This window comes from Nonomuraea spiralis, assembly GCF_014648435.1.
GTDB classification, from domain to species: domain Bacteria; phylum Actinomycetota; class Actinomycetes; order Streptosporangiales; family Streptosporangiaceae; genus Nonomuraea; species Nonomuraea spiralis.
The window spans coordinates 251,155-271,785 of sequence record NZ_BMRC01000009.1 but is presented as its reverse complement, the minus strand read 5'-3'; the positions used below and the strand labels follow the sequence as shown (position 1 = coordinate 271,785).

Annotated in this window: 19 protein-coding genes; 7 read left to right on the top strand and 12 right to left on the bottom strand. The window is 71.0% G+C overall.

Translation table 11 applies throughout. The features are described 5' to 3' along the window. Nucleotides 1–14 precede the first annotated feature (14 nt). Together IEZ27_RS24060 and IEZ27_RS24055 are read right to left on the bottom strand one after the other, a co-directional pair. Entirely contained in the window at nucleotides 15–650 is a 636-nt protein-coding gene (locus tag IEZ27_RS24060) for a TetR/AcrR family transcriptional regulator (protein ID WP_229824273.1), read from the bottom strand. Next, on the bottom strand, nucleotides 643–981 hold the full coding sequence (locus tag IEZ27_RS24055; RefSeq protein WP_229824272.1) for a hypothetical protein: 339 nt from the start codon (nucleotides 979–981) through the stop codon (nucleotides 643–645). The genes IEZ27_RS24060 and IEZ27_RS24055 overlap by 8 nt, the downstream gene beginning before the upstream one ends. 97 nt (nucleotides 982–1,078) lie before the next feature. Here IEZ27_RS24055 and IEZ27_RS24050 point away from each other — a divergent pair, with 97 nt between their 5' ends. Next, nucleotides 1,079–1,543, top strand: coding sequence for an ATP-binding protein (locus IEZ27_RS24050; protein ID WP_125636308.1), 465 nt, complete (start codon nucleotides 1,079–1,081; stop codon nucleotides 1,541–1,543). 65 nt (nucleotides 1,544–1,608) lie between these two features. Here the strand turns inward: IEZ27_RS24050 and IEZ27_RS24045 are convergent, their stop codons facing one another. Further along, on the bottom strand, nucleotides 1,609–2,367 hold the full coding sequence (locus tag IEZ27_RS24045) for an SDR family NAD(P)-dependent oxidoreductase (RefSeq protein WP_189649305.1): 759 nt from the start codon (nucleotides 2,365–2,367) through the stop codon (nucleotides 1,609–1,611). Further along, nucleotides 2,364–2,816, bottom strand: coding sequence for a MarR family winged helix-turn-helix transcriptional regulator (locus IEZ27_RS24040; protein WP_189649304.1), 453 nt, complete (start codon nucleotides 2,814–2,816; stop codon nucleotides 2,364–2,366). The genes IEZ27_RS24045 and IEZ27_RS24040 overlap by 4 nt, the downstream gene beginning before the upstream one ends. Before the next feature lie 75 nt (nucleotides 2,817–2,891). Between IEZ27_RS24040 and IEZ27_RS24035 the strand changes: the two genes are divergently transcribed. Next, nucleotides 2,892–3,881: a hypothetical protein gene (locus IEZ27_RS24035; protein WP_229824271.1), complete on the top strand. Its 990-nt coding sequence runs from the start codon at nucleotides 2,892–2,894 to the stop codon at nucleotides 3,879–3,881. Here the strand turns inward: IEZ27_RS24035 and IEZ27_RS24030 are convergent. The 5 genes from IEZ27_RS24030 to IEZ27_RS24010 form a co-directional block, all read right to left on the bottom strand. After that, entirely contained in the window at nucleotides 3,838–4,962 is a 1,125-nt protein-coding gene (locus tag IEZ27_RS24030; protein WP_189649303.1) for a HupE/UreJ family protein, read from the bottom strand. The two genes, IEZ27_RS24035 and IEZ27_RS24030, sit on opposite strands and share 44 nt — an antisense overlap. Before the next feature lie 71 nt (nucleotides 4,963–5,033). Next, complete coding sequence (locus IEZ27_RS24025; RefSeq protein ID WP_189649302.1) at nucleotides 5,034–8,990, bottom strand: metallophosphoesterase; 3,957 nt, start codon at nucleotides 8,988–8,990, stop codon at nucleotides 5,034–5,036. A 233-nt stretch (nucleotides 8,991–9,223) separates the two neighbouring features. Then, complete coding sequence (locus IEZ27_RS24020) at nucleotides 9,224–9,376, bottom strand: hypothetical protein (protein ID WP_189649301.1); 153 nt, start codon at nucleotides 9,374–9,376, stop codon at nucleotides 9,224–9,226. A 139-nt stretch (nucleotides 9,377–9,515) separates the two neighbouring features. Further along, the gene (locus IEZ27_RS24015) at nucleotides 9,516–10,421 is read right to left on the bottom strand and encodes an NADP-dependent oxidoreductase (protein WP_189649300.1); all 906 of its coding nucleotides are present in this window, start codon (nucleotides 10,419–10,421) and stop codon (nucleotides 9,516–9,518) included. An 80-nt stretch (nucleotides 10,422–10,501) separates the two neighbouring features. Next, the gene (locus IEZ27_RS24010; RefSeq protein WP_229824270.1) at nucleotides 10,502–11,410 is read right to left on the bottom strand and encodes a hypothetical protein; all 909 of its coding nucleotides are present in this window, start codon (nucleotides 11,408–11,410) and stop codon (nucleotides 10,502–10,504) included. Between the two features lie 161 nt (nucleotides 11,411–11,571). Between IEZ27_RS24010 and IEZ27_RS24005 the strand changes: the two genes are divergently transcribed. The 4 genes from IEZ27_RS24005 (at nucleotide 11,572) to IEZ27_RS23990 (ending at nucleotide 16,545) form a co-directional block, all read left to right on the top strand. After that, nucleotides 11,572–12,126, top strand: a complete 555-nt coding sequence (locus IEZ27_RS24005) for a papain-like cysteine protease family protein (RefSeq protein WP_125636301.1) — start codon at nucleotides 11,572–11,574, stop codon at nucleotides 12,124–12,126. Nucleotides 12,127–12,140: 14 nt separating this feature from the next. Further along, the gene (locus IEZ27_RS24000; protein WP_189649298.1) at nucleotides 12,141–12,857 is read left to right on the top strand and encodes a hypothetical protein; all 717 of its coding nucleotides are present in this window, start codon (nucleotides 12,141–12,143) and stop codon (nucleotides 12,855–12,857) included. Between the two features lie 147 nt (nucleotides 12,858–13,004). Continuing rightward, nucleotides 13,005–15,656, top strand: coding sequence for a hypothetical protein (locus tag IEZ27_RS23995; protein ID WP_189649297.1), 2,652 nt, complete (start codon nucleotides 13,005–13,007; stop codon nucleotides 15,654–15,656). Between the two features lie 13 nt (nucleotides 15,657–15,669). Beyond that, a complete protein-coding gene (locus IEZ27_RS23990; RefSeq protein WP_189649296.1) occupies nucleotides 15,670–16,545 on the top strand; it encodes a hypothetical protein in 876 nt (291 codons plus the stop codon). Nucleotides 16,546–16,579: 34 nt separating this feature from the next. Here the strand turns inward: IEZ27_RS23990 and IEZ27_RS23985 are convergent, their stop codons facing one another. The 3 genes from IEZ27_RS23985 to IEZ27_RS23975 all read right to left on the bottom strand — a co-directional run bounded on the left by IEZ27_RS23985 (nucleotide 16,580) and on the right by IEZ27_RS23975 (nucleotide 19,551). Then, the gene (locus tag IEZ27_RS23985; RefSeq protein WP_189649295.1) at nucleotides 16,580–18,256 is read right to left on the bottom strand and encodes a serine/threonine-protein kinase; all 1,677 of its coding nucleotides are present in this window, start codon (nucleotides 18,254–18,256) and stop codon (nucleotides 16,580–16,582) included. Nucleotides 18,257–18,322: 66 nt separating this feature from the next. After that, nucleotides 18,323–18,814, bottom strand: coding sequence for a carboxymuconolactone decarboxylase family protein (locus tag IEZ27_RS23980; RefSeq protein WP_189649294.1), 492 nt, complete (start codon nucleotides 18,812–18,814; stop codon nucleotides 18,323–18,325). 206 nt (nucleotides 18,815–19,020) lie between these two features. After that, on the bottom strand, nucleotides 19,021–19,551 hold the full coding sequence (locus IEZ27_RS23975) for a GNAT family N-acetyltransferase (RefSeq protein WP_189649293.1): 531 nt from the start codon (nucleotides 19,549–19,551) through the stop codon (nucleotides 19,021–19,023). Between the two features lie 359 nt (nucleotides 19,552–19,910). On the opposite strand from IEZ27_RS23975, the gene IEZ27_RS23970 reads away from it, so the two are divergent. Beyond that, a complete protein-coding gene (locus IEZ27_RS23970) occupies nucleotides 19,911–20,354 on the top strand; it encodes a hypothetical protein (protein ID WP_189649292.1) in 444 nt (147 codons plus the stop codon). The last annotated feature ends 277 nt before the right edge of the window (nucleotides 20,355–20,631 follow it).

Sequence of the window (20,631 nt, the reverse complement as noted above, 5' to 3'; positions counted from 1 at the left end):
CGGGCGCGGGTCAGTCAGAGGGTGGCCGGGGGTGGGGTGAAGGCGGACAGGCCGGCGGTCCAGGCGGCGTCGATGTCGGCGCCGGGCGGGAAGCGGCCGTCGAGTTCGAGCATGACCAGGCCGTGGGCCAGCCCCCAGACGGCCCGGGCGGCCGCCTCGCCGCGTACGAGCCGGACCAGCGGCAGCGCGGCCCGCTCCTCCACCCCGGCGGGCAACAGCCCACGCGGCAGCGGCCCCGCACTCATCAGGCGGTACAGGTGCGGATGAGCCAGCGCGTACGCCCGATAAGCCCGCCCAAGCCCCTGCAGCCCACCCTCAACCCGCTCCCCCACCCCTCCCGACCCACCGTCGCCCTCGGCCCGCTTCCCCGTCTCCGTCAACCCAGCATCGCCTTCGGCCCGCTCCGACGTCTCCCCCGCCCCGCCTCCGCCCTCGGCCCGTTCCAAGGTTTCGGCCAGTTCGGTGAGGGCGAGGGTGATGAGTTGGGCTTCCACGGCGGACTTGTCGGGGAAGTGCTTGTAGAGGGACGGCGCGCGGATGCCGAGGCGTGCGGCGAGGGCGCGCATGGTCAGCGCCTCCACCCCGCCCGCCTCGACCAGCTCGCGCGCCGCCGCGACGATCTGCCCCGCGCGTGGCGTCAGGTCAGCCACGCGCACTCCTCGGACCGTGACCGAGAACGCGGGCGACCGCCACGTACGTCATCCAGGCCAGCCCCGCCGTGAAGACCGGCACCCAGTTGAGCGACGAGACCGAGTAGCCGACCAGTACGGCCAGCGGGATCCACGGACGATGCGCGAGGTCGTGCACCACGGCCGGCCCGCCGAACCTGGTCGCGTACGGCAGCAACACGAACAACACCGAGCTGACCGGCGAGGCGCCCCCGTACTTGACCACCTCGAACACGAGGAAGGCGAGGCAGAAGGCGGCGAGCAGGGCCCAGGCGGTTCGGCCGGTCACACGCCTGACGGTCACGACGGTCATGATGTCCTCCATGGCTAACGCTGTTAGCCATACTCTAGGCTAACGACGTTAGCCTGTCCAGGCCCGGGTCCGGTCCGGACCCCAATAAGCTGGAACCATGATCGATCGGGAGGTGGCCGTGCTCATCGGCCTCCAAGCCTCCGGCAAGTCCACCTTCTACCGGCGCTGCCTGGCCGCCACGCACGCGCACGTGAGCAAGGACGACTTCCCCAACGCCCGCCGCCGCCAGCACCGCCAGCTCCAGCTGATCCGCGAGGCGCTGGAGGAGGACCGGAACGTGGCCGTGGACAACACCAACGCCTCGCCCGAGGAGTGGCAGCCGCTCATCGTGGCCGGCCGGGAGCACGGCGCGCGCGTGGTGGCCTACTGGTTCCCGCCCAACGTCAAGAGCTCGCTCCAGCGCAACGCCGAGCGCATGGGCCGGGCGCGGGTCCCGGAGGTGGGCGTCTTCGCGACGCTCAGACGGCTGCGCCGGCCGCGCGCGTCCGACGGGTTCGACGCGGTGTACGCGGTGGAGTTCGACGGCCGGGGCGGATTCCTGATCCGCAAACAGGAAGGCTGAGCAAACGGGAAGCCTGAGCGAACAGGAAGGCTGAGCGAACAGGCGAGCGGGCCGAACGAACGGGGTCAGGGGCGCCGTACGAAGGGGGCCTTCGCGAACCGGTAGGCGATCTTGGCAGCCGTCAGCCGGCGCACGTGGGCGCCGTTCCGCGCCCGGGAGACCAGCCGCTCGGCCAGCCACGGCGCCACGACCTCCACCGGATCGGCGAGGATCGCGAAGATCCGGCCCGCCCGCTCCCGTTCGGCCTCCGAGTAGCCGTACGTCAGCAGGTCGGTGACCACCATGCCGGGGCTGAGCAGGCCAGCCGTGACACCGTCCGGGGCCTCCTTGGCCAGCGCCCCGGTCAGGTACGTCACGGCCCGCTTCGTCGCCCCGTAGACGCCGAGACCGGGCACGGTACGGCCGTCGCTGCCCAGCCCCTCCATGTTCCAGATGTGGCCGCCGCCCTGCCCCGCCATGCCCGCCGCCGCGACCGCGCAGCCGTTGACCGTCCCCAGCAGGTTGACCTCGACCACCGCGCGGGCCTCGCCGGCGGGCAGCCGCCACAGCGGGAGCCGGTGGTGGGAGATCCCGGCGTTGTTGACCCAGATGTCCACCCGCCCGTGCCGCCGTACGGCCTCGTCCCAGAGGTCCTGGACGCGGGCGCGGTCGGTGACGTCGGCCACGAGGGCGGGCACGCCCAGCTCGGCCTCCGCGGCGGCAACGCGGTCCGGGTCGGTGCCGCACACGGTGACCCGGTGCCCCAGCGCGACCAGCGAGCGGGCCAGGCCGAGCCCGAGGCCGCGGGTGCCGCCCGTGATCACGATCGAACGGGCCCCGCTCATGCCTCGTGCTCCTTCCTGGCCGCCACGGTCGCCTCGATCGCCCCGGCGAGGAACCTGCCGACGATCTCCCGTTCCTCCGGGGTGAACGCGTCGATCGCCGCGGTGAGGTGGCGGACCAGCGGGGCGAAGAACGTGCCCGCCAGTTCGACGGCCTGCTCGTTGATGACGACCTCGACCTTGCGGCGGTCGCCGGCGTCGCGCCGCCGTCCGACGTGGCCGGCCTGTTCCAGACGGTCGAGGAGGGCCGTCGTGGCGGGGGCGCTGAGGTTGAGCGCGGTCCCCAGTTCGCCGGGCGAGAGCGGGTGACCGGCGAGGTGGGCGTCGAGGATGACCACCAGGGCGTTCATGTCGGTCCGGTGGGACCGGTGCGCCACGGCGAAGCCCTCGACGAACCGGTCGCTCTCCACGTTGAGCCGGCGGATGAGCACCATCAGGTCGTACGCCGTCATGTCACCCCTTATATTTCTATGGTGGAAGTATTCCATCATAGAAAGAAAACGTTAGACGCGGTCCGGCCCGAGGTCGTGCTGGTCGCCGGGGTGGTCGCGAGCGCCGTCCTGACCGGCCTGATCTGGCTGCTGGGCGAGCGGCTGCACGACGTCGTGCTGCTGCCCGACCAGGGCGCGTCCTGGTACTACTGGAAACTGCCCGAGCCCACCGTGTGGACCAGGCTGTCGGCCTGGGCCGGTTACGCCGCCCACCAGATCGTGTTCTGGTGGCTGATCCACTACGCCCAGACCCGGGTCCGCCGCTACTCCACGGGCCTCCACCCGATCAACGTCGTCGCCCTCGCGGTCAACGCCGGGTTCATCGCCCTGCACACGCTGCAGACCCACCTGTTCTACGACGGCCTGGCCCAGGACGTGTCGATCTACAGCTCCCAGGGCTCGGTCATCCTCCTGCTGGTCGTCGTCCTCATCATGGAGAACCGGCGGCGCGGCCTGTTCCTCGGCAGGCCCGCGCCCATCAAGCGGGAGATCGTCGACTTCGCCCGCCGCTACCACGGTTACCTGTTCAGCTGGGCCGCGGTCTACACGTTCTGGTACCACCCTGCCGAGTCCACGCCCGGCCACCTGATCGGCTTCTTCTACATGTTCCTGCTGCTGCTCCAGGGCAGCCTGTTCCTCACCAGGGCGCACACCAACCGCTACTGGACGGTGGCGCTGGAGCTGGCCGTCGTGGTCCACGGCACGCTGGTGGCCGTCATGACCTCCGGCCCGGACGGGTTGTGGCCGATGTTCCTGTTCGGCTTCCTCGGTGTCTTCGTGATCACGCAGATGCACGGCCTGGGCCTGTCGCGGGCCGCCCGCTGGGTGCTGACCGGCTGCTACGCGACGGCCCTGCTCGCCGTGTACGCCCTGCGCGGCGACCTCGCCGGCACGAACGAGGCCGTCAGGATCCCGGCCATCGAGTACCTGCTGGTCGGCGTGCTGGCCCTGCTCGCCTGGGGAGCCGGCCGCCTGTGGTCGCTCAGAGCGGGAGCGGCAGCCGGTCGAGGAACCAGTACGCGCTGACCACCACGATCGACAGGGACACCGCGGCCACCGCCCAGCGGGCCGCGGCCGTCCGCCGCAGGAGCACCAGCAGCGGGAAGAGCACCGCGATGATCGCGAGCTGGGTCACCTCGATCCCGACGTTGAAGCTCAGCAGCGACAGCAGCAGCTCCCACGACCCGCTCTCGTGGATGTCGAGCGCGCCCGCGAAGCCCAGCCCGTGCATCAGGCCGAAGGCGAAGACGACCGGCAGCCGCCAGGCGCCCGGCCGGTCGCGGCCGAGGAGGTTCGCGAGCGCGACGACGACGATGGAACCGGCGATGACCGGCTCGACGATCTGGCTGGGCACGTTCACGACACCCATCGCGGCCAGCAGGAACGTGATGCTGTGGGCCACCGTGAAAGCGGAGGCGGTGAGCACGACGTCACGCGGGCGGCGGGCGCCGATGATCAGGGTGAGCAGGAAGAAGACGTGGTCCAGGCCGAGGGCGAGGTGCTCGACGCCGAGCAGGAAGAACTCCCCGATCTGGCCGGTGGCCGCGCGTTCCCCGACGCGCAGGGTCGGGCTCTGCGCGGTCAGGACGGCCGAGCCCTTGCTGCCGTCCAGGTCGTAGCGCAGGAGCGTCTGGGTGCTGTGGACGAACGACTCGGCGTCGGGGAACAGGGCGCTGGAGATCGCCGCCTCGCCCCCGTCCGCCGGGCAGGTGTAGGCGAGGGTCAGCGTCGCGAAGGCGGCCTTGCCGCGCGGGTGCACGTCCGCCGCGCCCACCTGGCTGGGGACGCACGGCCGGTCGTCGCGGGCGACGGCGAAGCGGCGGGTGACGTAGCCGAACACCGCGTCGCGGTTGGCCGCGAGCTGCCGGAGCTGCTCGGCGCGCTCCTTGGCCTCGTACGCCTCGGCGTAGAGCCAGGCCGACTTCATGAGCAGGTCGTACTCCAGGTCGAGCACGACCCTGACATCGGCGGCCGTGCCGGTCACCTCGGCGTGGGCCTTCGTGGTGGCGTCGTGCGCGGCCGCGGGGGCCGGGTGCAGCAGGTCGGCCAGCGCTCCACAGAGGATGACGGCGAGGACGACGGCGTACGGCCAGCGCCAGCGAGGCATGTCTGGTCTCTCCAGGTCAGGGGGAAGGGCGCCGCCCCGGGCGCGGGCCCGGGGCGGCGGAGGGAGCCGGATCAGCGGGTGAACCAGCGGTACATGGGCGAGTCCGGTCCCCACTTGCCGGGGCGGCCGTGCTCGTCCTTGGTGACGAAGACGCTCGGCTCGGAGGCGGTGACGCCGCCGCCCGCGGAGCGTGCCGTGACGAACCAGGCGTAGGCCGTGTCGTCCTTGAGGTGCTTCCAGGTCACCGAGGCGACCTGGCCCGAGGCGGCGGTGCTCCTGCCGATGATCTTCGTGGGCTTGTAGAGCGCCAGGGAGTCGGTCTGGAAACTCGTCGTCCGGGTGGTGAGATCGACGGGCAGGACCATGTTGTCCTCGCGCCCGTCGTAGCGGCGCAGCGGGTCGAACTCGCCGGCGCCGAAGTCGCCGAGCAGCGGGGAGTAGGTGTCCACGCTCAGCTCGGCCCGCTTGACGTTGAACTGCAGCAGCCGGAAGTAGCTCGCCCCGAACTGGAGCTGGTCGTCCGGCTTGTAGCCGCCGATCTCGGTGAGCCCGAGCCGGTCGGCCGAGACGGTGTAGAACTGGTAGTCGGCCAGCAGCTCGACCACGCCGTTGCCGACCTGGCCCACCTTCGGCTTCACGTTGGTGCCCACGCCGTGCTCGTGACCGGCGAGGATGAGGAAGACGTTCGGGTTCTTCTCGACCACCGTCTTGTAGAGCATCGAGCCGTCGGGGGCGGAGAACCCGGCCCCGCGGCCGTCGGGGTTGGTGCTCGGCACGAGGTAGTCGTGGGAGAGCAGGATGCCGTTGCGGTCCGGGAACTTCTTGAAGATCGAGTCGGCCCACTCGGCCTCGTCCCTGGTCACGCCGTACGACAGGCCGACGACCACGAAGTCCAGGCCGCCCGCGGAGAACAGGTCGTAGTGGTTCTGGTTGTCGCCCTCCTTCCACGGGCCGCCGTACTTGGCGTGTTGCCAGCCGCGCGACGCGTCCTGGTAGCGGGACGGGCCGTAGTACTTGTTGTAGATCGCCCCGGGGCCGTCCTCGGTGCCCGACTGGTTGTCGTGGTTGCCGGCGATGACGCCGTTCGGGATGCCGGCCTCGTCGAGCACGCGCTGCTGCTTCGACGACACCTCGAACTCGCCGACGACCTCGCGCTGCGTGGCCTCGTCGGCGGGCTTCCTGATGTTGTTCTCGATGATGTCGCCGGTGTGGGCGACGTAGGAGATCTTGCGCTGGTCCTTGTTGGCGGTGATCCAGTTGACGATGCCGGAGTAGGCCGACTCCCACACCGCGCGCTCCTCGGCGGTCTCCTGCTCCACCGCGCCCTCGGAGATGTACTGGGTGTCGGTGAGGTGCACGAGCGAGAAGTCGTACGTGGCGGGGTCGGCGAAGCCGTTCGGGTCACCGGCGTCGATGTCGTCGGCGAACGGGTCCTCGGCGGTCACCATGACGTGCACCTGCTGCCGGTCCACGTGGTCCTGGCCGACGACGGCCGTGAGGACCGTCTTGCCGTCGGCCGCGCCGCGGGCGCTGGTCAGCAGGTCCCACGCCTTGGCCTTGGTGTTCCATGCCCGCAGCGAGACCAGGCGTTCGGGGTCGGCGACGCCCTCCCAGCGCAGGACGGGCTGGTCCACGTGGCCCTGCACCTTGACGTCGTACCGCTGGTAGACGAGGTCGCGGCCGGTGGGGGCGTCGAGCGTACGGCCGTCGCCGGGTTCGAGCCCGTCGGCCTTGACCCGCTGCTCGCCCGGCACCCGCAACGTCGTCGGCAGCGCCGTGGCCGTGCCCTGGTACGCCTCGTCCGGGCTGAGGATCTTGGCCTCGGAGAACGTGGCCGTCACCTGGCCCCCGCCCGGCTCGCCGACCTTGGCGGAGAGCGTGACGGGGTCCGACACGTCGGCGCTCCCGGAGGCCGGGGTCAGCTCGGCGGGGACGTCGGGGATGCCGGCCGACTCGAAGACGATCTCCTGGGCGGCGGTGTTGCCGAGCCCGTCGACGCCGGTGACGGCCAGGGTGTGGCGGCCCGCCTTCAGGCCGGGGCCGATCTGGACGCCGAGTTCCACGGGCTGTCCGTCGAGCTTGACGTCGGGGCCGGACACGACTCCGGAGGCGTCGTCGAGCGTGACGTCCAGGATGACCGACGCGGTGATCCGCTCGTCCGCGGCGGGGACGCTGCGCGCGACCTTCGGCGCGGAGTTGTCGGTGATCAGCACACGACTGGCCGTCTCGCCGCTGGACGACTTGGCCGCCAGGGTGTGCCGGCCGTCCTTGATCGCGGTGGTGTCCAGGTCGGCGCGCAGGCCGCGGGCCGGGGCGTCCACCAGGAACTCCAGGTCGATCTCGGTCAGCGGGTTGACCGTGTCGCCGCAGTTGCCGTCGCCCATGCCGTACGAGGTCTTGAGCATCTGGCCGGCGGCGGTGCCCTGCGCCGGGGTGAGGCTGATGTTGGAGATCGTGAAGTCGTCCCGGTTGGCGCCGCAGGACGTGGGGTACGTGCCGGCCACGAAGTCGATCGTGTTCCAGCCGGGCACCAGGTACTCGTTGGGGATCGGCAGGTCCACCCGGCGGCTCACGAAGTCGCCGTCGAGCACCACCTTCTGGCCGTTGACCAGCACGAAGTTCTGGTAGCGCGCCTCGATCGAGTTGCTGCCCACGGTGAAGCCGAGCGTCGCCTGGCCCGAGCCGAGCGTCTGGACGACGTGCACGGCGGGGGCGTCGAGGGTGTAGCGCAGCTCGGCCTCGCGCGGGCGGGCCTGGTCGCTGCCGCAGTCGCCGTCGCCCAGGTCGTACGACGGCTTGATGTCCTTGCCCGTCACGGTGGCGCCGTCGAGGGTGAGGGCGAGGTTCGCGATCGTGAAGTCGTCGCGGTTGACGCCGCAGGACTCCTTGTAGTCGCCGGTGACGACCTTGATCGTGTTCTCGCCCGGGATCAGGAACCTGGCCGGGACCGCGATGGTCACGCGCCGGCTCGTCCAGGTGCCGCCCAGGTCGATGCGCTTGCCGTTGACCAGCAGGAAGTTGTCGTACTTGTCCTCGATCGGGTCCGCGGCCACGTCGAAGGCGAGCATGGCGGCGCCGTTGCCGAGGGTGGGCCTGGTGACCGGCTTGGCGCCGTCGACGGTCAGCGACTCGACGCCGCCCGTCCCGGCCGCCGGTACGGTCGCGTACACCGTCTTGGCGCCGGCCACGAGCGTGCCGTCGGTGGGCATCAGCCGCGGCGCGCCCGCCGGGGCGTTGTTCACCGTCACGGTGTTCCTGACGGTCGCGCCCGCGGCGGTGGCGGCGGCGATCACGTGCTCGCCGTTGGACAGCTTGGTGGTGTCCACGTCGGCGGCCAGGCCGGTGGTGCCCTGCGGGTCGGACTGCGTGAAGAACTTGAGCGTGGCGCGCTTGAGCAGCGTGGAGTTGCTGCCGCAGGAGCCGTCGCCGAAGTTGAAGGTGTAGGGGTTGTCCTCGCCGTCGGCCACCTCGCCGAGCAGTTCGAGGCCCACGTCGGACAGGACGAAGTCGTCGTAGTTGAGCCCGCAGGAGGACTGGATCGTGCCGACCACGATCTCGACGGTGTTCTCGCCCTTGACCAGGTTCGCGTTCGGGATCTCGATGGTGGCCCGCTGGTTGACGAAGTCGCCGATCTCGGCCTTGTACGACCCGTTGACCAGGACGTAGCTGTGGTACTGCGCCTCGGTGGAGTTCGAGCCGACCTCGAAGGCCAGCTTGGAGACGCCGACCGTCTTCGTGGCCTCGACGGGGGCGCCGTCGATGTCGAGCTTCGTGACGCTGTCTCCGGCGGTGACCGGGACCGCGGCGACCTTCGCCGTTCCCTCCAGGTACGAGCCGGTGGCGGGGGTGAGCGCGGGCGGGGCGGCGGGGGTGCTCGTGGGGGTGGGGGTCGGGCGGCCTCGGCCCTGCTCCCCCGGGTCGGCGTACGCCGCCGTCACGATGCTGCTCACCAGCACCGCGGCGACCGCGGTGGCGGCGGCGAGCCGTCCCTTACGCCGTAGTCCGCCCAGTAATTGTCGTGCTGCCATCGGCTGCATCGGGTCCTTCCATGACGTTCACGGGGCAGCCGATGATTCCGGCGTGCCCTTCGAGCGGACACGTTGGAGCGCACGGGTGAACGTTGTGCATGGAGAGACTGAAGGGACGGGGAACTGTCTCCTCATTCTGGTCATCTGTCATCAGACAGGAACAACCCCGACAGAAGGAGACGGCGTGACCCGCGGCCCGCGGGCCGGGTGTCACGCCGTCGTGCCGGTCAGAATCAGCTCTGGTGCCCCGGAGCGTTCTTCCAGTCCTGGGGCTTGCTGGCGGAGGGCTTCTTCTCCGTGGTGCTGCGGCTCTGCGTCGAGGAGTTCCGGCTCTTGTCCTTGTCCTTGTCGCCACTCTTCGTCTTACGGGCCTTGTTCTGCGCCATGACGGCTCCTTCCTTCGATACGGGGAGTCAGCGGGTCGCTCGGCTCCGTAACTGCGCGTGCCCAGGGCCCGGACGGTCATACGGCAGGCCGGTCAAGGTTTCCTCAATGACCCGAAATATCCGCACATTTGCGACGGCTTCAGATCTCGATCACGACCTTCCCCGGCACACCGCGCTTGGCCCGGAACGCCTGCCCCGCCTCGGCCAGCGGGTACACCGCGCCCACGTGGGCGCGCAGCAGGCCCGCTCCCGCCTGCCGGGCCAGCTCGGCGAGCTGGACGCGGTCGGGCTCGACGATGAAGAACGCCGCCCGCCCCTCCTCCGGCACGACCGGCGGCGGCGCGGTGATCGAGACGAGCGCGCCGCCCGGCCTGACCTTCGCCGCCGACCCGGCGAGCAGGTCGCCGCCGATCGTGTCGAAGATCAGGTCGACCGGCTCGACCGCCTCCGCGAACGACTGCCGCTCCAGGTCCACGAACTCGTGCGCGCCCAGCTCCGCCGCCAGGCCCGCGACGTTCCCCCGGCCGGTGGCGATCACGTGCGCCCCGGCCCCGCGGGCGAGCTGGACGGCGAGCGTGCCCGTACCGCCGCCCGCGCCGTGGACGACGACCGTCCGGCCCGCCTCCAGGCCGCCGTGCGTGAACAGGCCCTGCCAGGCGGTCAGCCCGGCCAGCGGCAGCGCGGCCGCCTGGATGAAGGTCAGGTTCTCGGGGATCAGGGCCAGGTTGCGGGCCTCGACCGCCACGTACTCCGCCGCGCCGCCGTCGCGGTGCCAGTCGGTCAGGCCGAAGACGCGGTCGCCGACGGACAGGCCGGTGGTGCCGTACCTGACCTCGGACACCACGCCGGCAACCTCGTGGGCGGGTACGGACGGCGCGCGGTCGCGGCCCGCCCGGTCGGTCCACGTGCCCGGCCAGTCCAGCTCGTCCGGGACGAAACCGGCCGCGTGCACCCGCACGACCACGTCGCCGGTGGCCCCGTACGGCATGGGCGCGTCCTCCAGGACGAGCTCGCCACCGGGCCGGTGAACGCGTGCTGCTCTCATCGTCATCGCCTTCCGTCGTTCATCGTCATCATCGGTGACAGGACGGGACAGCGGGCCGAGGTGTGACAGGGACGCGCCGGTCAGGGCCAGGCCCAGCGGATGCCGACCAGGCCGGGCTGGAGGGCCGCGGCCATCAGGTGGACGGCGTGCTGGGAGTTCAGCGTCAGCTCCGACGCCGTCAGCTCGTCGCCGCCCGGACCGCGCCGGGCGAAGCGGTGGATGCGTACCGGCAGCTCGGCCGGGTCGAAGGCCACGCGCAGCACGTACTGGCCGGCCGGGAAGCGGAAGCCGCGCTCGTAGAAGCAGGACTCGGCGCCACTCAGGTCGGCGATCTCGTACCGCAGCACGTGGGTGTCCCCGACCCGCAGCGCGCGGTCGAACAGCAGCTCGGCCACCACCGTCGCCGTCGCGCCGTCCCTGGTGACACGGCCGACCCGGCAGTCCTCCAGGGCGGCGACGGTGACCCGGTCCACGTCGCAGCCGGCGTCGCCCCGGTAGATCATGATGTAGCGGTCGGCGCCCTCCTCGTGGGCCTGCACCACCTGCGTGGTCTCCCGGGCGGTGAGGCTGCGGTCGGGGCCGATCCGCAGCGACTCGTACATGACGGCGATGTGCAGGCGGCGGTCGTCGGCCACCGCGTCCAGCTCGTCCAGCATGGCGGCCACGACCTGCGCGGGCCGGAACAGGGTCGAGTACGCCACCCCCGGCGCCCGGCCACGCGGCTTCGGCGGCCCGAGCAGCCCGATCAGCGAGCGCGGCGGCAGGTCGAGGATGTCCTCAAGGGCGCGTACGGCCCGCAGCGACTCCTCGCGCTCGGGCCGGCGCAGGCCCTGCTGCCAGTAGCTCAGCGTGCTCACCCCGACGTGGAGGCCGCGCTGGCCCAGCCGGTGGCGCAACCGTTCGAGGGTCAGCCCGCGCGCTCCGACCGCGGCCCGCAGGGCTACGTGAAAGGGGCCCGCGCGCAGCGCGGCCTGGAGCTCATCCGCCACGCTGTGAATGTTCACAGATTTCCACAGATTCGTCATCACTTCATGAACGTCATGAAATGTCACCTTCCACAGTGATCTGTCAGGGAAATCCGCTCCCCCTTGTACGGCCATCACCGCAGGTCGAACATCCTTCGCAGCACCCCCCAGCAGAAGGAGCGCCTATGTTCCGCCTGGCCGTGGCCCTCGCCCTAGCGGCGGCCACCTGGATCGCGAGCAGTGCCCCCGCCGACGCCGCGACCTCGTACAAGCTGAACTTCACCCAGCAGTCGCAGCAGTACTCCAACTGGTGCTGGGCCGCGACGGGCAACTCCGTCGCCGCCTACTACGGGTACTCCTACAGCCAGAACCAGTTCTGCAACCTGGCCTTCAACCGCGGCGTCAACACGAGCTGCCCGAACAACCAGGCCACCCTCGGCAACGACCAGACCGCCTTCCGCCAGATCGGCATCAACCCCGGCGTGTACGTCTACGACTACCTCACCTACGCCGCCATCGTCAGGGAGATCGACGCCGAACGCCCGATCATGGCCCGCATCCAGTGGACCAGCGGCGGCGGCCACATGGAGGTCATCTACGGCTACGACAAGACCTCGTCGTACGTGTACTGGGGCAACCCGTGGCCGTCCAGCACCCGCTACAACTGGTCGACCTACAGCTACTACGTCTCGAACTCCTCGTTCTTCTGGACCCACTCGCTCGACTACATCGGCGCGTGAAGGAGGCCACCGGCATGAAGCTCTTCGCAGCGGTCGCCGCCCTGACCGCCCTGTTCCTGTGGGTCCCGAGCCCCGCGCTGGCCGACCCCGGCGCCCCCACCCAGGCCGACATCGACGCCGCCAGGGCCGCCGCCGCGGGCGCCGGCGACACGGTCGGCCGCTTCTTCGCCGGCCAGGGCCGGCAGACCAGCCTCGCCCCCGTGGCGGCGCGCTTCGACGGGCCCACGGTCGCCGTCAACGACCTCAATCCCGACTTCGTCTCCGGGCGGTCGACGCAGATCGCCCGGTTCGCCTTCCTCGCCACCCAGGCCACCGCGCCGGACGGCCAGACGGCCTCCGTCTGGACGACCCGCGACCGTCGGGGCGCGTGGGTGGTCAGCAACATCGCCGGCGGCAGCGACGAGCAGACGTACGGGGGCCAGACCGGCACCGTGTTCCGCGAGCCGCAGCTCAACGCCTGGTACGCCCTGCGCGACGGCAGGGTCGTACCGCTCAACGCCGAGGCCACGCAGTCGCTCGGCCCGGCGGGCGTCCCCGTGGCCGACTACCGGCGGCTGGCACAACAGCGCTACGCCGCCAAACTCCCCGGCAGCGCCTACGCCAGGGACGGCTACGCGGGCGGCTACGGCGTCCCCGGCCCGGGGGGCACCCCCCTGCCCTGGGTCGTGGGCGCCGTGGTCCTGCTCGGCGCGGGGATCACGATCCGCGTCCTGCGCGGGCGCAGCACCTGACAAGATCATCTGTACGGCTCGCGCCTCCGTCGGCCATCTCGGGCGGCGGCGCGGGCCACCCCTTTTGAGTAGCGATTACTCATGCCGTCCATCGGCACGCGGCCCGACCATGGCGGGACAGCTGCTCATCCACGAGGGGGGACGACCATGGCAGACATCCACAGCGGGGCGGCGGCGGGTCCGCCGTCCCCGCCGAGCGCGCCGGTGCTGGACAACTCCGCGCGAGAGGTGCTGAAGGGCACGCTCGTACCACTGCGGGTGCCCACGGCGCACGACGACGCGGGCGGCGGCATCGTCAAGCTGGGGGCGGTCCGGCAGCTCGCACTGTCCCCCGGCGACACCGACGAGGTACGCGACCGCCTCCAGGGCGCCGGGCGCACACCTCCGGGCGTCTCGGCGGAGGCGTTCGACCTGCTCAAGGGCTTCGAGGGGCAGCCGGTCGCGGCGCCGCGCCCCGACCCGGCCGCGCTGTCGCGGGTGCCGGCCGCCGAGCTGGCCCTGTTCGCCGGGACGCTCATCGAGCTGCGCGCCGAACGCCTGCGCGAGGCGGAGAGCGCGGGCGAGCGGGACGCGGCCGTCCGGGCCGCGCAGGCGCTCAACACCGCCGCGGTGGCCCTGCGCGGCCTGACGGTCAACACCGCCGCGCCGCCCATCGGCCTGCTCAACCTCGAACGCATCGAGATGGTCCCGATCGGGATCCAGCGCGGCGAGCTCGTCTCGACCATCCCGCTCGCCCCCGGCGAGCAGACGGCGGTCACGCACAAGGAGTGGTCGGTCACCTCGAAGGAGTTCACCACCATCGTGACGGACTCGCTGGAGGAGGTCAGCGAGACGGGCGTGACCGACAACACCGACCTGTCGCAGTCGACGTCGTCGCAGAGCCAGCACTCCAACCAGTTCAACATCACCGGCACGGTACAGGGCGGCATCCCGATCATCTCCGGCTCCAGCACCACCGGGTTCACCGCGCAGAGCTCGGAGTCGGCCTCGGCCGCCGAGAGCATCAAGCACGCCCGCGCCACGACGCAGAAGGCGTCCTCGCGCTCCCGCCGCGAGCACAAGGTGACCATCTCCACGACCACCGTGACGGGCTCGGAGGAGACCTCGACCCGCGTGCTGAAGAACACGGGCAACGATCCCGTCCGGATCGACTACTTCAGCCTGATGCGCAAGTGGCGGGTCAGGCTCTACCGGTACGGGCTGCGCCTGACGTACGACATCGCGGTGCCGGAGCCGGGGGCGTCGATGCGGCGGGCGTACGCGGAGCTCGAACTGCTGCGCGCGCAGCAGGGCCCGTTCGTGTTCCCGGTCAGGCACTCCGACATCACCACCGACCTGGTGGACCAGAACGGCGACCCGTCCCCGACCGGCGTCCCGAAGTACCAGTGGCTGGCCGACCGGCACGGCGTCACCGTACGGCCGCACCCCGAGGAGCCGACGCCCCTGACGGTCAGCTCGCACGTCAACACCGACGGCAACTGGTGGTTCCTGGACCTGGAGTTCGACGTGCCCGGCGGCACGCACATCCGGGAGATCATGCTGGACGCCCAGGTCGGCAAGGACGACTCCGACGACAAGATGAACTTCGACGTCATCGGCGCCCGCTCCGAGCCGACCTGGCGCAACCTGTCGGACGCGCTGATCATCCGCGACCACCGGATCATGTCGTTCGACGGCACGACGCCCTACATGCGCGGCTTCACCGGCCGCCACAAGATCACCTTCTTCTTCCACCACTCCGAGCGGGTGTTCGTCGGGCTCGGCGTACGGCTCGACCTCACCTCCGAGGCCGTCGAGCAGTGGCGCACCGACGTCTGGAACACGCTCTACAACGCGGCCCAGACCAGGTACTTCGCCGAGCAGGAGGACATCGCCGCGCGCATCGCGGCCATCGAGGAGAAGCTGGCCAACGTCGACACCCTGACGCTGCGGCGCGAGGAGAGCGACGAGATCATGAAGTGCGTCCTGCGGTTCATCCTCGGGAGCGACTTCGACTTCATGCCGGCCGACGTCCTGGCCGCCTTCCTCGCCGCGCGCGTGGACCTCCAGCACGGCATCGGCTTCGACGGCCCGAGCCTCGGCCTCAGCCCGGAGCAGTGGTCGCTGCTGCGGCGGCACGAGGACCTGGTGCGCTTCATCAACCAGGCGATCGAGTGGGAGAACGTGGTGACGTTCCTGTACTCCTACTTCTGGGACGTACCGCCGAGCTGGCCGTTCATCCGGCAGTTGCGGCATCCCGACCCGACCAGGCAGGCGTTCCTGCGGGCCGGCAGCGCGCGGATCGTGCTCACCGTACGCAAGGGCTGGGAGGAGGAGTGGATGCGCTTCGCCGAAGGGGGCGCGGTCGGCGCGCCGGTCCCGGGGCCGTACCTGACGATCGCGCAGGAGATCGCGGCCTACGACGACCGCAACTATCCCGGCGTCCCGCCCGCCAACCCCGAACGGGCGGCCACCCGGCTCCAGGACGCGGCCTTCACCACGTCGTCGTCGGACCTCGCGCCGAGCCCGAACCCGGTGAACATCAGGGTCGGCAACAGCTCGGCGTTCGTCGTCGGGCTGCCGGTCGTGCTGGACGTGGAGGACGACCGCCGCATCCAGGAGGCGCAGGTCGTCGTCGCGATCCCGGACGCCACGCACATCGTGGTCGAACGCCTGAGCTTCGCCCACCGGGGCACGCAGTCCCCCGTGCCGATCCTCCAGCCGGGCGAGAAGGGCGCGCTCATCGCCGAATGGCACGAGTACACGCCGTCGTCCGGCACCGACATCGCGCTCACGTCCAACCTCGCGACGATCTCGTAGGGCGGCCGGCCCGATGACGTACTTCTGCTTCCAGAGGAGCCAGAACGACCGGGTCTCCCGCGTCTCGCTCAACGTGGGCGAGGAGACCCAGCCGATGATGTGGAAGGGGGAGAAACCCGACGACAACGTGCACGCCGTGCTCTTCCACCACGACCCTGGACGGGTGTTCCTGGAGGAGACCCGGGCCTCCTACAGCCCGCAGAGCTCGTACCGGGTGTTCGCGCTGACCGGCAGGACGCCGGGATCGGGCCGCTTCGAGGCCGTCGAGGTGCCGCGTACGGGCGCCCTGAGGACGCTCGGCCAGTTCGACCTCGACGTCCGGGACGCCGACGACGAGGCCGACCTCGTCTACACCGGCAAGTTCCTCTACTGGCGCAGATCCATGCCCGCCGCCCTCCGGGGAGCCGGCCCCCTGCTGTACGCCGCCACCTCGGGCCTGGTGGGACACCAGATCGGCACCATGCAGAACAGCAAGGACCACGGCCCGCTGCCCGAGGGCCTGTACTCGTTCCTCACCCACATCGACCCCCGCCAGGGCTCGATCGAGGCGGCGAACCAGCGGGGCGACAAGGCCGTCGCCAACCCGGAGGAGGGCCTGCAGTTCCTCCCCGTGGGCGGCAACGGCCCGGTCTTCCCCGACTGGGGCACCTTCCGCGTCCGGCTCACCCCGATCAAGGGCAACATGTTCGGGCGCGGCGGCTTCTACCTGCACAACTCACACAAGGGCTACAGCCACGGCTGCATCGAGGTCGGCGTGAACGCCGACGGCCTCGACTTCTTCTCGGGCCTGCTGGCCTACGCCGGCAGCCAGCCGCGCAAGCCGAAGCTCGTGCTGCGGGTCAGGTACTCCTACCCGGAGACGTTCACCCTGGGCAAGACACTGCGCTGACCCCGGGGGGCGGGCTGCGCCGACCGTCCTGTTGTCACCACCGGCAGCGGGCGCGGGCGGCGGAGACCGTCACCTCGTGGGTGTCGTCGGCCTTGACGGGCTGGTTGCCGACCAGGACGGTGAGCCGGCCGGGGGCCGGGACCGTCCAGGTGCCCAGCGGGGCCCAGCGGCCCCGGTAGGCGCGCTGGTCCACCGTGACCGGCGGGCCGAGGTGCGGCGCGTTGGTGTTGTTGTCGTCCAGGTAGTAGAAGGCGAGGCCGGTCGAGCGGGGGTCGTCGGGGATGTGCACGTCGATGGTGCAGCGGGCGCCGCCGCGCGTGTCGAAGTACCAGTTGACGCCCTGGTTGAAGTGGGCCGGCTCGTTCCCGACCCGCAGCGCCAGGGCCGCGCCCTCGCAGCCGTCGCGCTTCCAGCCGCCGCTGACGGGACGCCAGGCGGGATCGGCGTAGAACCACTCCGCCACGCATCGGGGCCCGTGCACGGCGCTCCAGCGTACGGGGCCGGTGGGTGCGGGCCCCGGCGGAGGCTGCGTCACCACGCCGCCCCCGGGATCCCCGGAGGCGGTCGCCGGGGTCGCGGGGGACGTGGCAACGGAGGTCGGCGTGGCACCGGCGGGCGCGATGGTGGCGGTCGTGGTGCTGGTGGCGGTGCTGGGATTGGGAGTGGAGGGCTTGGTGAGGCGGGGGAGCATGATCGCGGCGGTAGCGCCGACGGCCGCGAGGACGGCGCCCGCCGCCAGCGCCCGCCCCGCCCAGGACGCCCCCGCACGGCGCGTCACCGCCCCCGTCGGTACGTCCTCCTCAAGGCCGACGGCCCCCACGAGCGCCTGATACTCCTCGTCATCACCCCAGGACCACGGCCCAGCGGCGTTCGCGGCATTCCCTACGGCGTCCCCGGCGGTGTTAGCGGCGGTGTTCGCGGCGAGGGACGCCACCTGGTCGGCGGTGATTCGGTCCGCCGGGTTCCGGGCGGCGCAGCGGCCGATCAGCTCCGCCAGCCGCGGATCCACGCCGCCCACGTCGATGTCGGCGTTCAGGCTGCTGTAGAGCACCGCCATCGGCTCGCCCCGGCCGAAGGGCGGACGGCCCGTGGCCGCGTACGCGATCGTGCCGGCCAGTGCGAAGACGTCCGCCGCCGCCGTGATCGGCTCACGCCGTACGGCCTCGGGGGCGATGTAGCCCGGCGTGCCGACGATCTCCCCCGACGTCGTGATCGTGCTCTGGCCGGGGGACCGCGCGATGCCGAAGTCGATCAGCCGCGGCCCCTCGGGCGACAGGATGACGTTGTGCGGCTTGAGATCGCGGTGCTGCACGCCGTGCCCATGTACGTCGGCCAGCGCGGCGGCCAGCCCCGCGAGCAGGCGCAGGCACAGCCCGTACGACAGCGGCCCCCGCTCCGACACCGCCCGCAACAACGTCGGCCCCCGCACGTACGCGGTCGCCAGCCAGTACGGCGGCGTCGTCACCCGGGCGTCCACCAGCGGCGCCACGTACGGGCTGCGCAGGCCGCGCAGCGTGGCGGCCTCCCGGCGGAAGCGTTCCATGGCCTCGGCGTCGGCCGGGTCGTGCCGGATCACCTTGATCGCCAGCAGGCCCCGGCGGCGGCTCCTGGCCAGGTAGACGACGCCCATGCCGCCCGCGCCGATCCGCCCGAGCAGCCGATGACCGCCGATCTCGGACGGATCCGTCGCCTGTAACGCCTGCACGCTCATCGCAATCGATCATGACAGACCAGCCGGCCGGAAGGGAGCCCCCGAGCCCCCGTCACCCTGCGCCCGTCACCCCCTGCCGCCGCCCTCCATGCCCCCGTCCCCGACGCCGTCCTCCACGCCATCCTCCACTCCGTCCTCCACTCCGCCTCCGACGGGGAGCAGGCCGCGGTCGGCGAAGACCTTCCTCGCCACGAACGTGGCGTTGATCGCGCGCGGCATGCCGCAGTAGACGGCGGAGTGCAGCAGGGCCTCGGTGATCTCAACAGGGGTCAGGCCGACGTTGAGCGCGGCGTTGACGTGCACGTCAAGCTGAGGTTCGCAGCCGCCGAGCGCGGTGAGCATGCCGAGGGTCACCAACTGGCGGTCGCGGGGGGCGAGGCCGGGACGGTCGTAGATCTCACCGAAGGCCCAGCCGACCACCTGGCGGGCCAGTTCGGGCGAGACATCGGCGAGGGAGTCCACGACTCGCTGCCCGGCCTCGCCGTCGATCTCCCGCAGCACCTTCAGGCCGTGCTCGTACTGCTGTTCCCGGTGGGTTCCGGTGTCAAGGTTCGTCATGCGGTGAACCATAGGAGTTCGAGCGCGCTCAAAGGCAAATCTGACATCTACCCAGATAGTCAGATCTGATCGCCCAAATCACTCGACCGCCATTCTTTGGGCTCTACGGAAAATTCATCCGCCTTTCACCGTGATTCACCGACACCGCAATGTCCGACTTATTCGACACCCACCCTGTTCGCTCCAGATATCGTGATACTTCGTGTTTACTCGGGGTTGGTGAACACCACGATCCCGTCATTCTCACCGGCCCGCCGCCACCCCAGCCGCTCATAAAGGCGAATGGCGTCAGGAGCGCCCGTCGAGGTCAGCAACCAGCTACGGTCGCCGCCGCACAGCAGGTCCAGGATGCGCCCCGCCAGCCCCCGTCCGCGGGCGTGCGGGGCCACCGCCAGCTCGTCCACCTGCAGCGCCCCCGCGAGAAGCCGGTCCACCCCCTCCGGGCCGAGCGCCGCCAGCACCTTGCCGTAGCTGCGCGCGACCGGCAGCGGCGACGCCGTCGTCCAGGCCGTCCCGAACCCGCAGAGCCCCGTGTCCCCGAAGGCCAGTACGGCACGGAAACCCGGCCGCGCGGCGTCGACGGCGAACCGGTCGCCGAAGTCGGCGACCTCGCCCTCCCCCTCGTTCCACGGCGGCCCGGTGAACACCTCGCGGTAGAGGTCCATCAGCTCCGTGCGCCGCCCGAGCGCCTCGTCGCCGGTCATCAGTTCCAGCCGTACGTCCGTACGATTCACCATCCGAACCTCACTGTCTAGTTCGCGTATGACAGTGACGATAGCGGACGTACGGCTAAACCGGCACCCCCACGCCCGCCCCGCCGGCCGCTCGCGGCACAGGCTCCGGCGGGGCCGCGTCTTCTGGACGGCAGTGCTAGGGATTTATCGAGTCACAGTAAAGCGACACCACCGCTTCTTATGTCGATAAAACTGGACAAGTCGGCTGTAGGGCCCTCGTAAATCTGGTCAAGCTTTAGCAGCTCATGCCTGTCTTGTCAGAACTCGGAACTCAATGCGCGGGTAAGACTGCTCATGCCGGAGACCGACGGCAGTCGACATGTCCCGCGGCGGTTCTCAAAAACCTCTGAACGGAAAGTGCGATGAAATCAACTATGAAGAAGCCGGCGGCGGTGCTCGCCACGAGCGCGCTGCTGCTGCTCGGTGGCGGCCAGATGCCGGCGCAGGCCGGCACTGCCACCACCGCGTCGTATCAGAGCCCGGCCGGGGAGAAGCCGGTCCTGAGGGGCCACTGCGGCTGGCGCCACTGCGGTCCTCGCTGGTGGTGGGGTCCGCGCTGGGGCGGCTGGTGGGGCGGCCACGACCACGACCACGACGACGACCACCGCCACCACCACGGCGTTCGTGGTCCGCAGGGCCCGCGCGGTCCGCAGGGCCCTCCCGGCCGCAGCCACAGGCCGGTGAAGGACCACGACGACCACGACAACGACCATGTCGACGACAACGACAAGGACGACCGTGGGCACCACGGGGACGACGACGACTGGGGCGAGTGGGGCGAGAACTTCGACGGGGGCTTCAACTAGTCCTCGGCGACGTTCCCGCTGAGACATCCGCACGCTGAACGGCGGGGTTCCCCGGCGACATGACGCATACCGGCCACCGGACGAAGACCGGCTCCCGGTCCGGTGACCGGCCACGCGCCACGTCTCCCGGCGAACCCCGCCGCCAGCCCCGACCCCGCCTCACCCGACAGCAGTCCGCCCTCTGACACCTCCGCCGAAACACCCCGTCCGCCACCCCACCCGCCGGACCTCAAGCGTCTCCCCAGCCCCCTCGCGCCCCACCCGAAGCGCCTTCCCG

Excerpts from the sequence above, each read along its gene's own strand:
- IEZ27_RS24055 (WP_229824272.1), bottom strand. The coding sequence starts at position 981 with ATGACCGTCGTGACCGTCAGGCGTGTGACCGGCCGAACCGCCTGGGCC.
- IEZ27_RS23970 (WP_189649292.1), top strand. The coding sequence starts at position 19,911 with ATGAAATCAACTATGAAGAAGCCGGCGGCGGTGCTCGCCACGAGCGCG.
- IEZ27_RS24020 (WP_189649301.1), bottom strand. The coding sequence starts at position 9,376 with ATGGCGCAGAACAAGGCCCGTAAGACGAAGAGTGGCGACAAGGACAAG.
- IEZ27_RS24040 (WP_189649304.1), bottom strand. The coding sequence starts at position 2,816 with ATGACGGCGTACGACCTGATGGTGCTCATCCGCCGGCTCAACGTGGAG.
- IEZ27_RS23990 (WP_189649296.1), top strand. The coding sequence starts at position 15,670 with ATGACGTACTTCTGCTTCCAGAGGAGCCAGAACGACCGGGTCTCCCGC.
- IEZ27_RS23975 (WP_189649293.1), bottom strand. The coding sequence starts at position 19,551 with ATGGTGAATCGTACGGACGTACGGCTGGAACTGATGACCGGCGACGAG.
- IEZ27_RS23995 (WP_189649297.1), top strand. The coding sequence starts at position 13,005 with ATGGCAGACATCCACAGCGGGGCGGCGGCGGGTCCGCCGTCCCCGCCG.
- IEZ27_RS24050 (WP_125636308.1), top strand. The coding sequence starts at position 1,079 with ATGATCGATCGGGAGGTGGCCGTGCTCATCGGCCTCCAAGCCTCCGGC.
- IEZ27_RS24005 (WP_125636301.1), top strand. The coding sequence starts at position 11,572 with ATGTTCCGCCTGGCCGTGGCCCTCGCCCTAGCGGCGGCCACCTGGATC.
- IEZ27_RS24045 (WP_189649305.1), bottom strand. The coding sequence starts at position 2,367 with ATGAGCGGGGCCCGTTCGATCGTGATCACGGGCGGCACCCGCGGCCTC.
- IEZ27_RS23980 (WP_189649294.1), bottom strand. The coding sequence starts at position 18,814 with ATGACGAACCTTGACACCGGAACCCACCGGGAACAGCAGTACGAGCAC.
- IEZ27_RS24000 (WP_189649298.1), top strand. The coding sequence starts at position 12,141 with ATGAAGCTCTTCGCAGCGGTCGCCGCCCTGACCGCCCTGTTCCTGTGG.
- IEZ27_RS24025 (WP_189649302.1), bottom strand. The coding sequence starts at position 8,990 with ATGGCAGCACGACAATTACTGGGCGGACTACGGCGTAAGGGACGGCTC.
- IEZ27_RS24030 (WP_189649303.1), bottom strand. The coding sequence starts at position 4,962 with ATGCCTCGCTGGCGCTGGCCGTACGCCGTCGTCCTCGCCGTCATCCTC.
- IEZ27_RS24015 (WP_189649300.1), bottom strand. The coding sequence starts at position 10,421 with ATGAGAGCAGCACGCGTTCACCGGCCCGGTGGCGAGCTCGTCCTGGAG.
- IEZ27_RS23985 (WP_189649295.1), bottom strand. The coding sequence starts at position 18,256 with ATGAGCGTGCAGGCGTTACAGGCGACGGATCCGTCCGAGATCGGCGGT.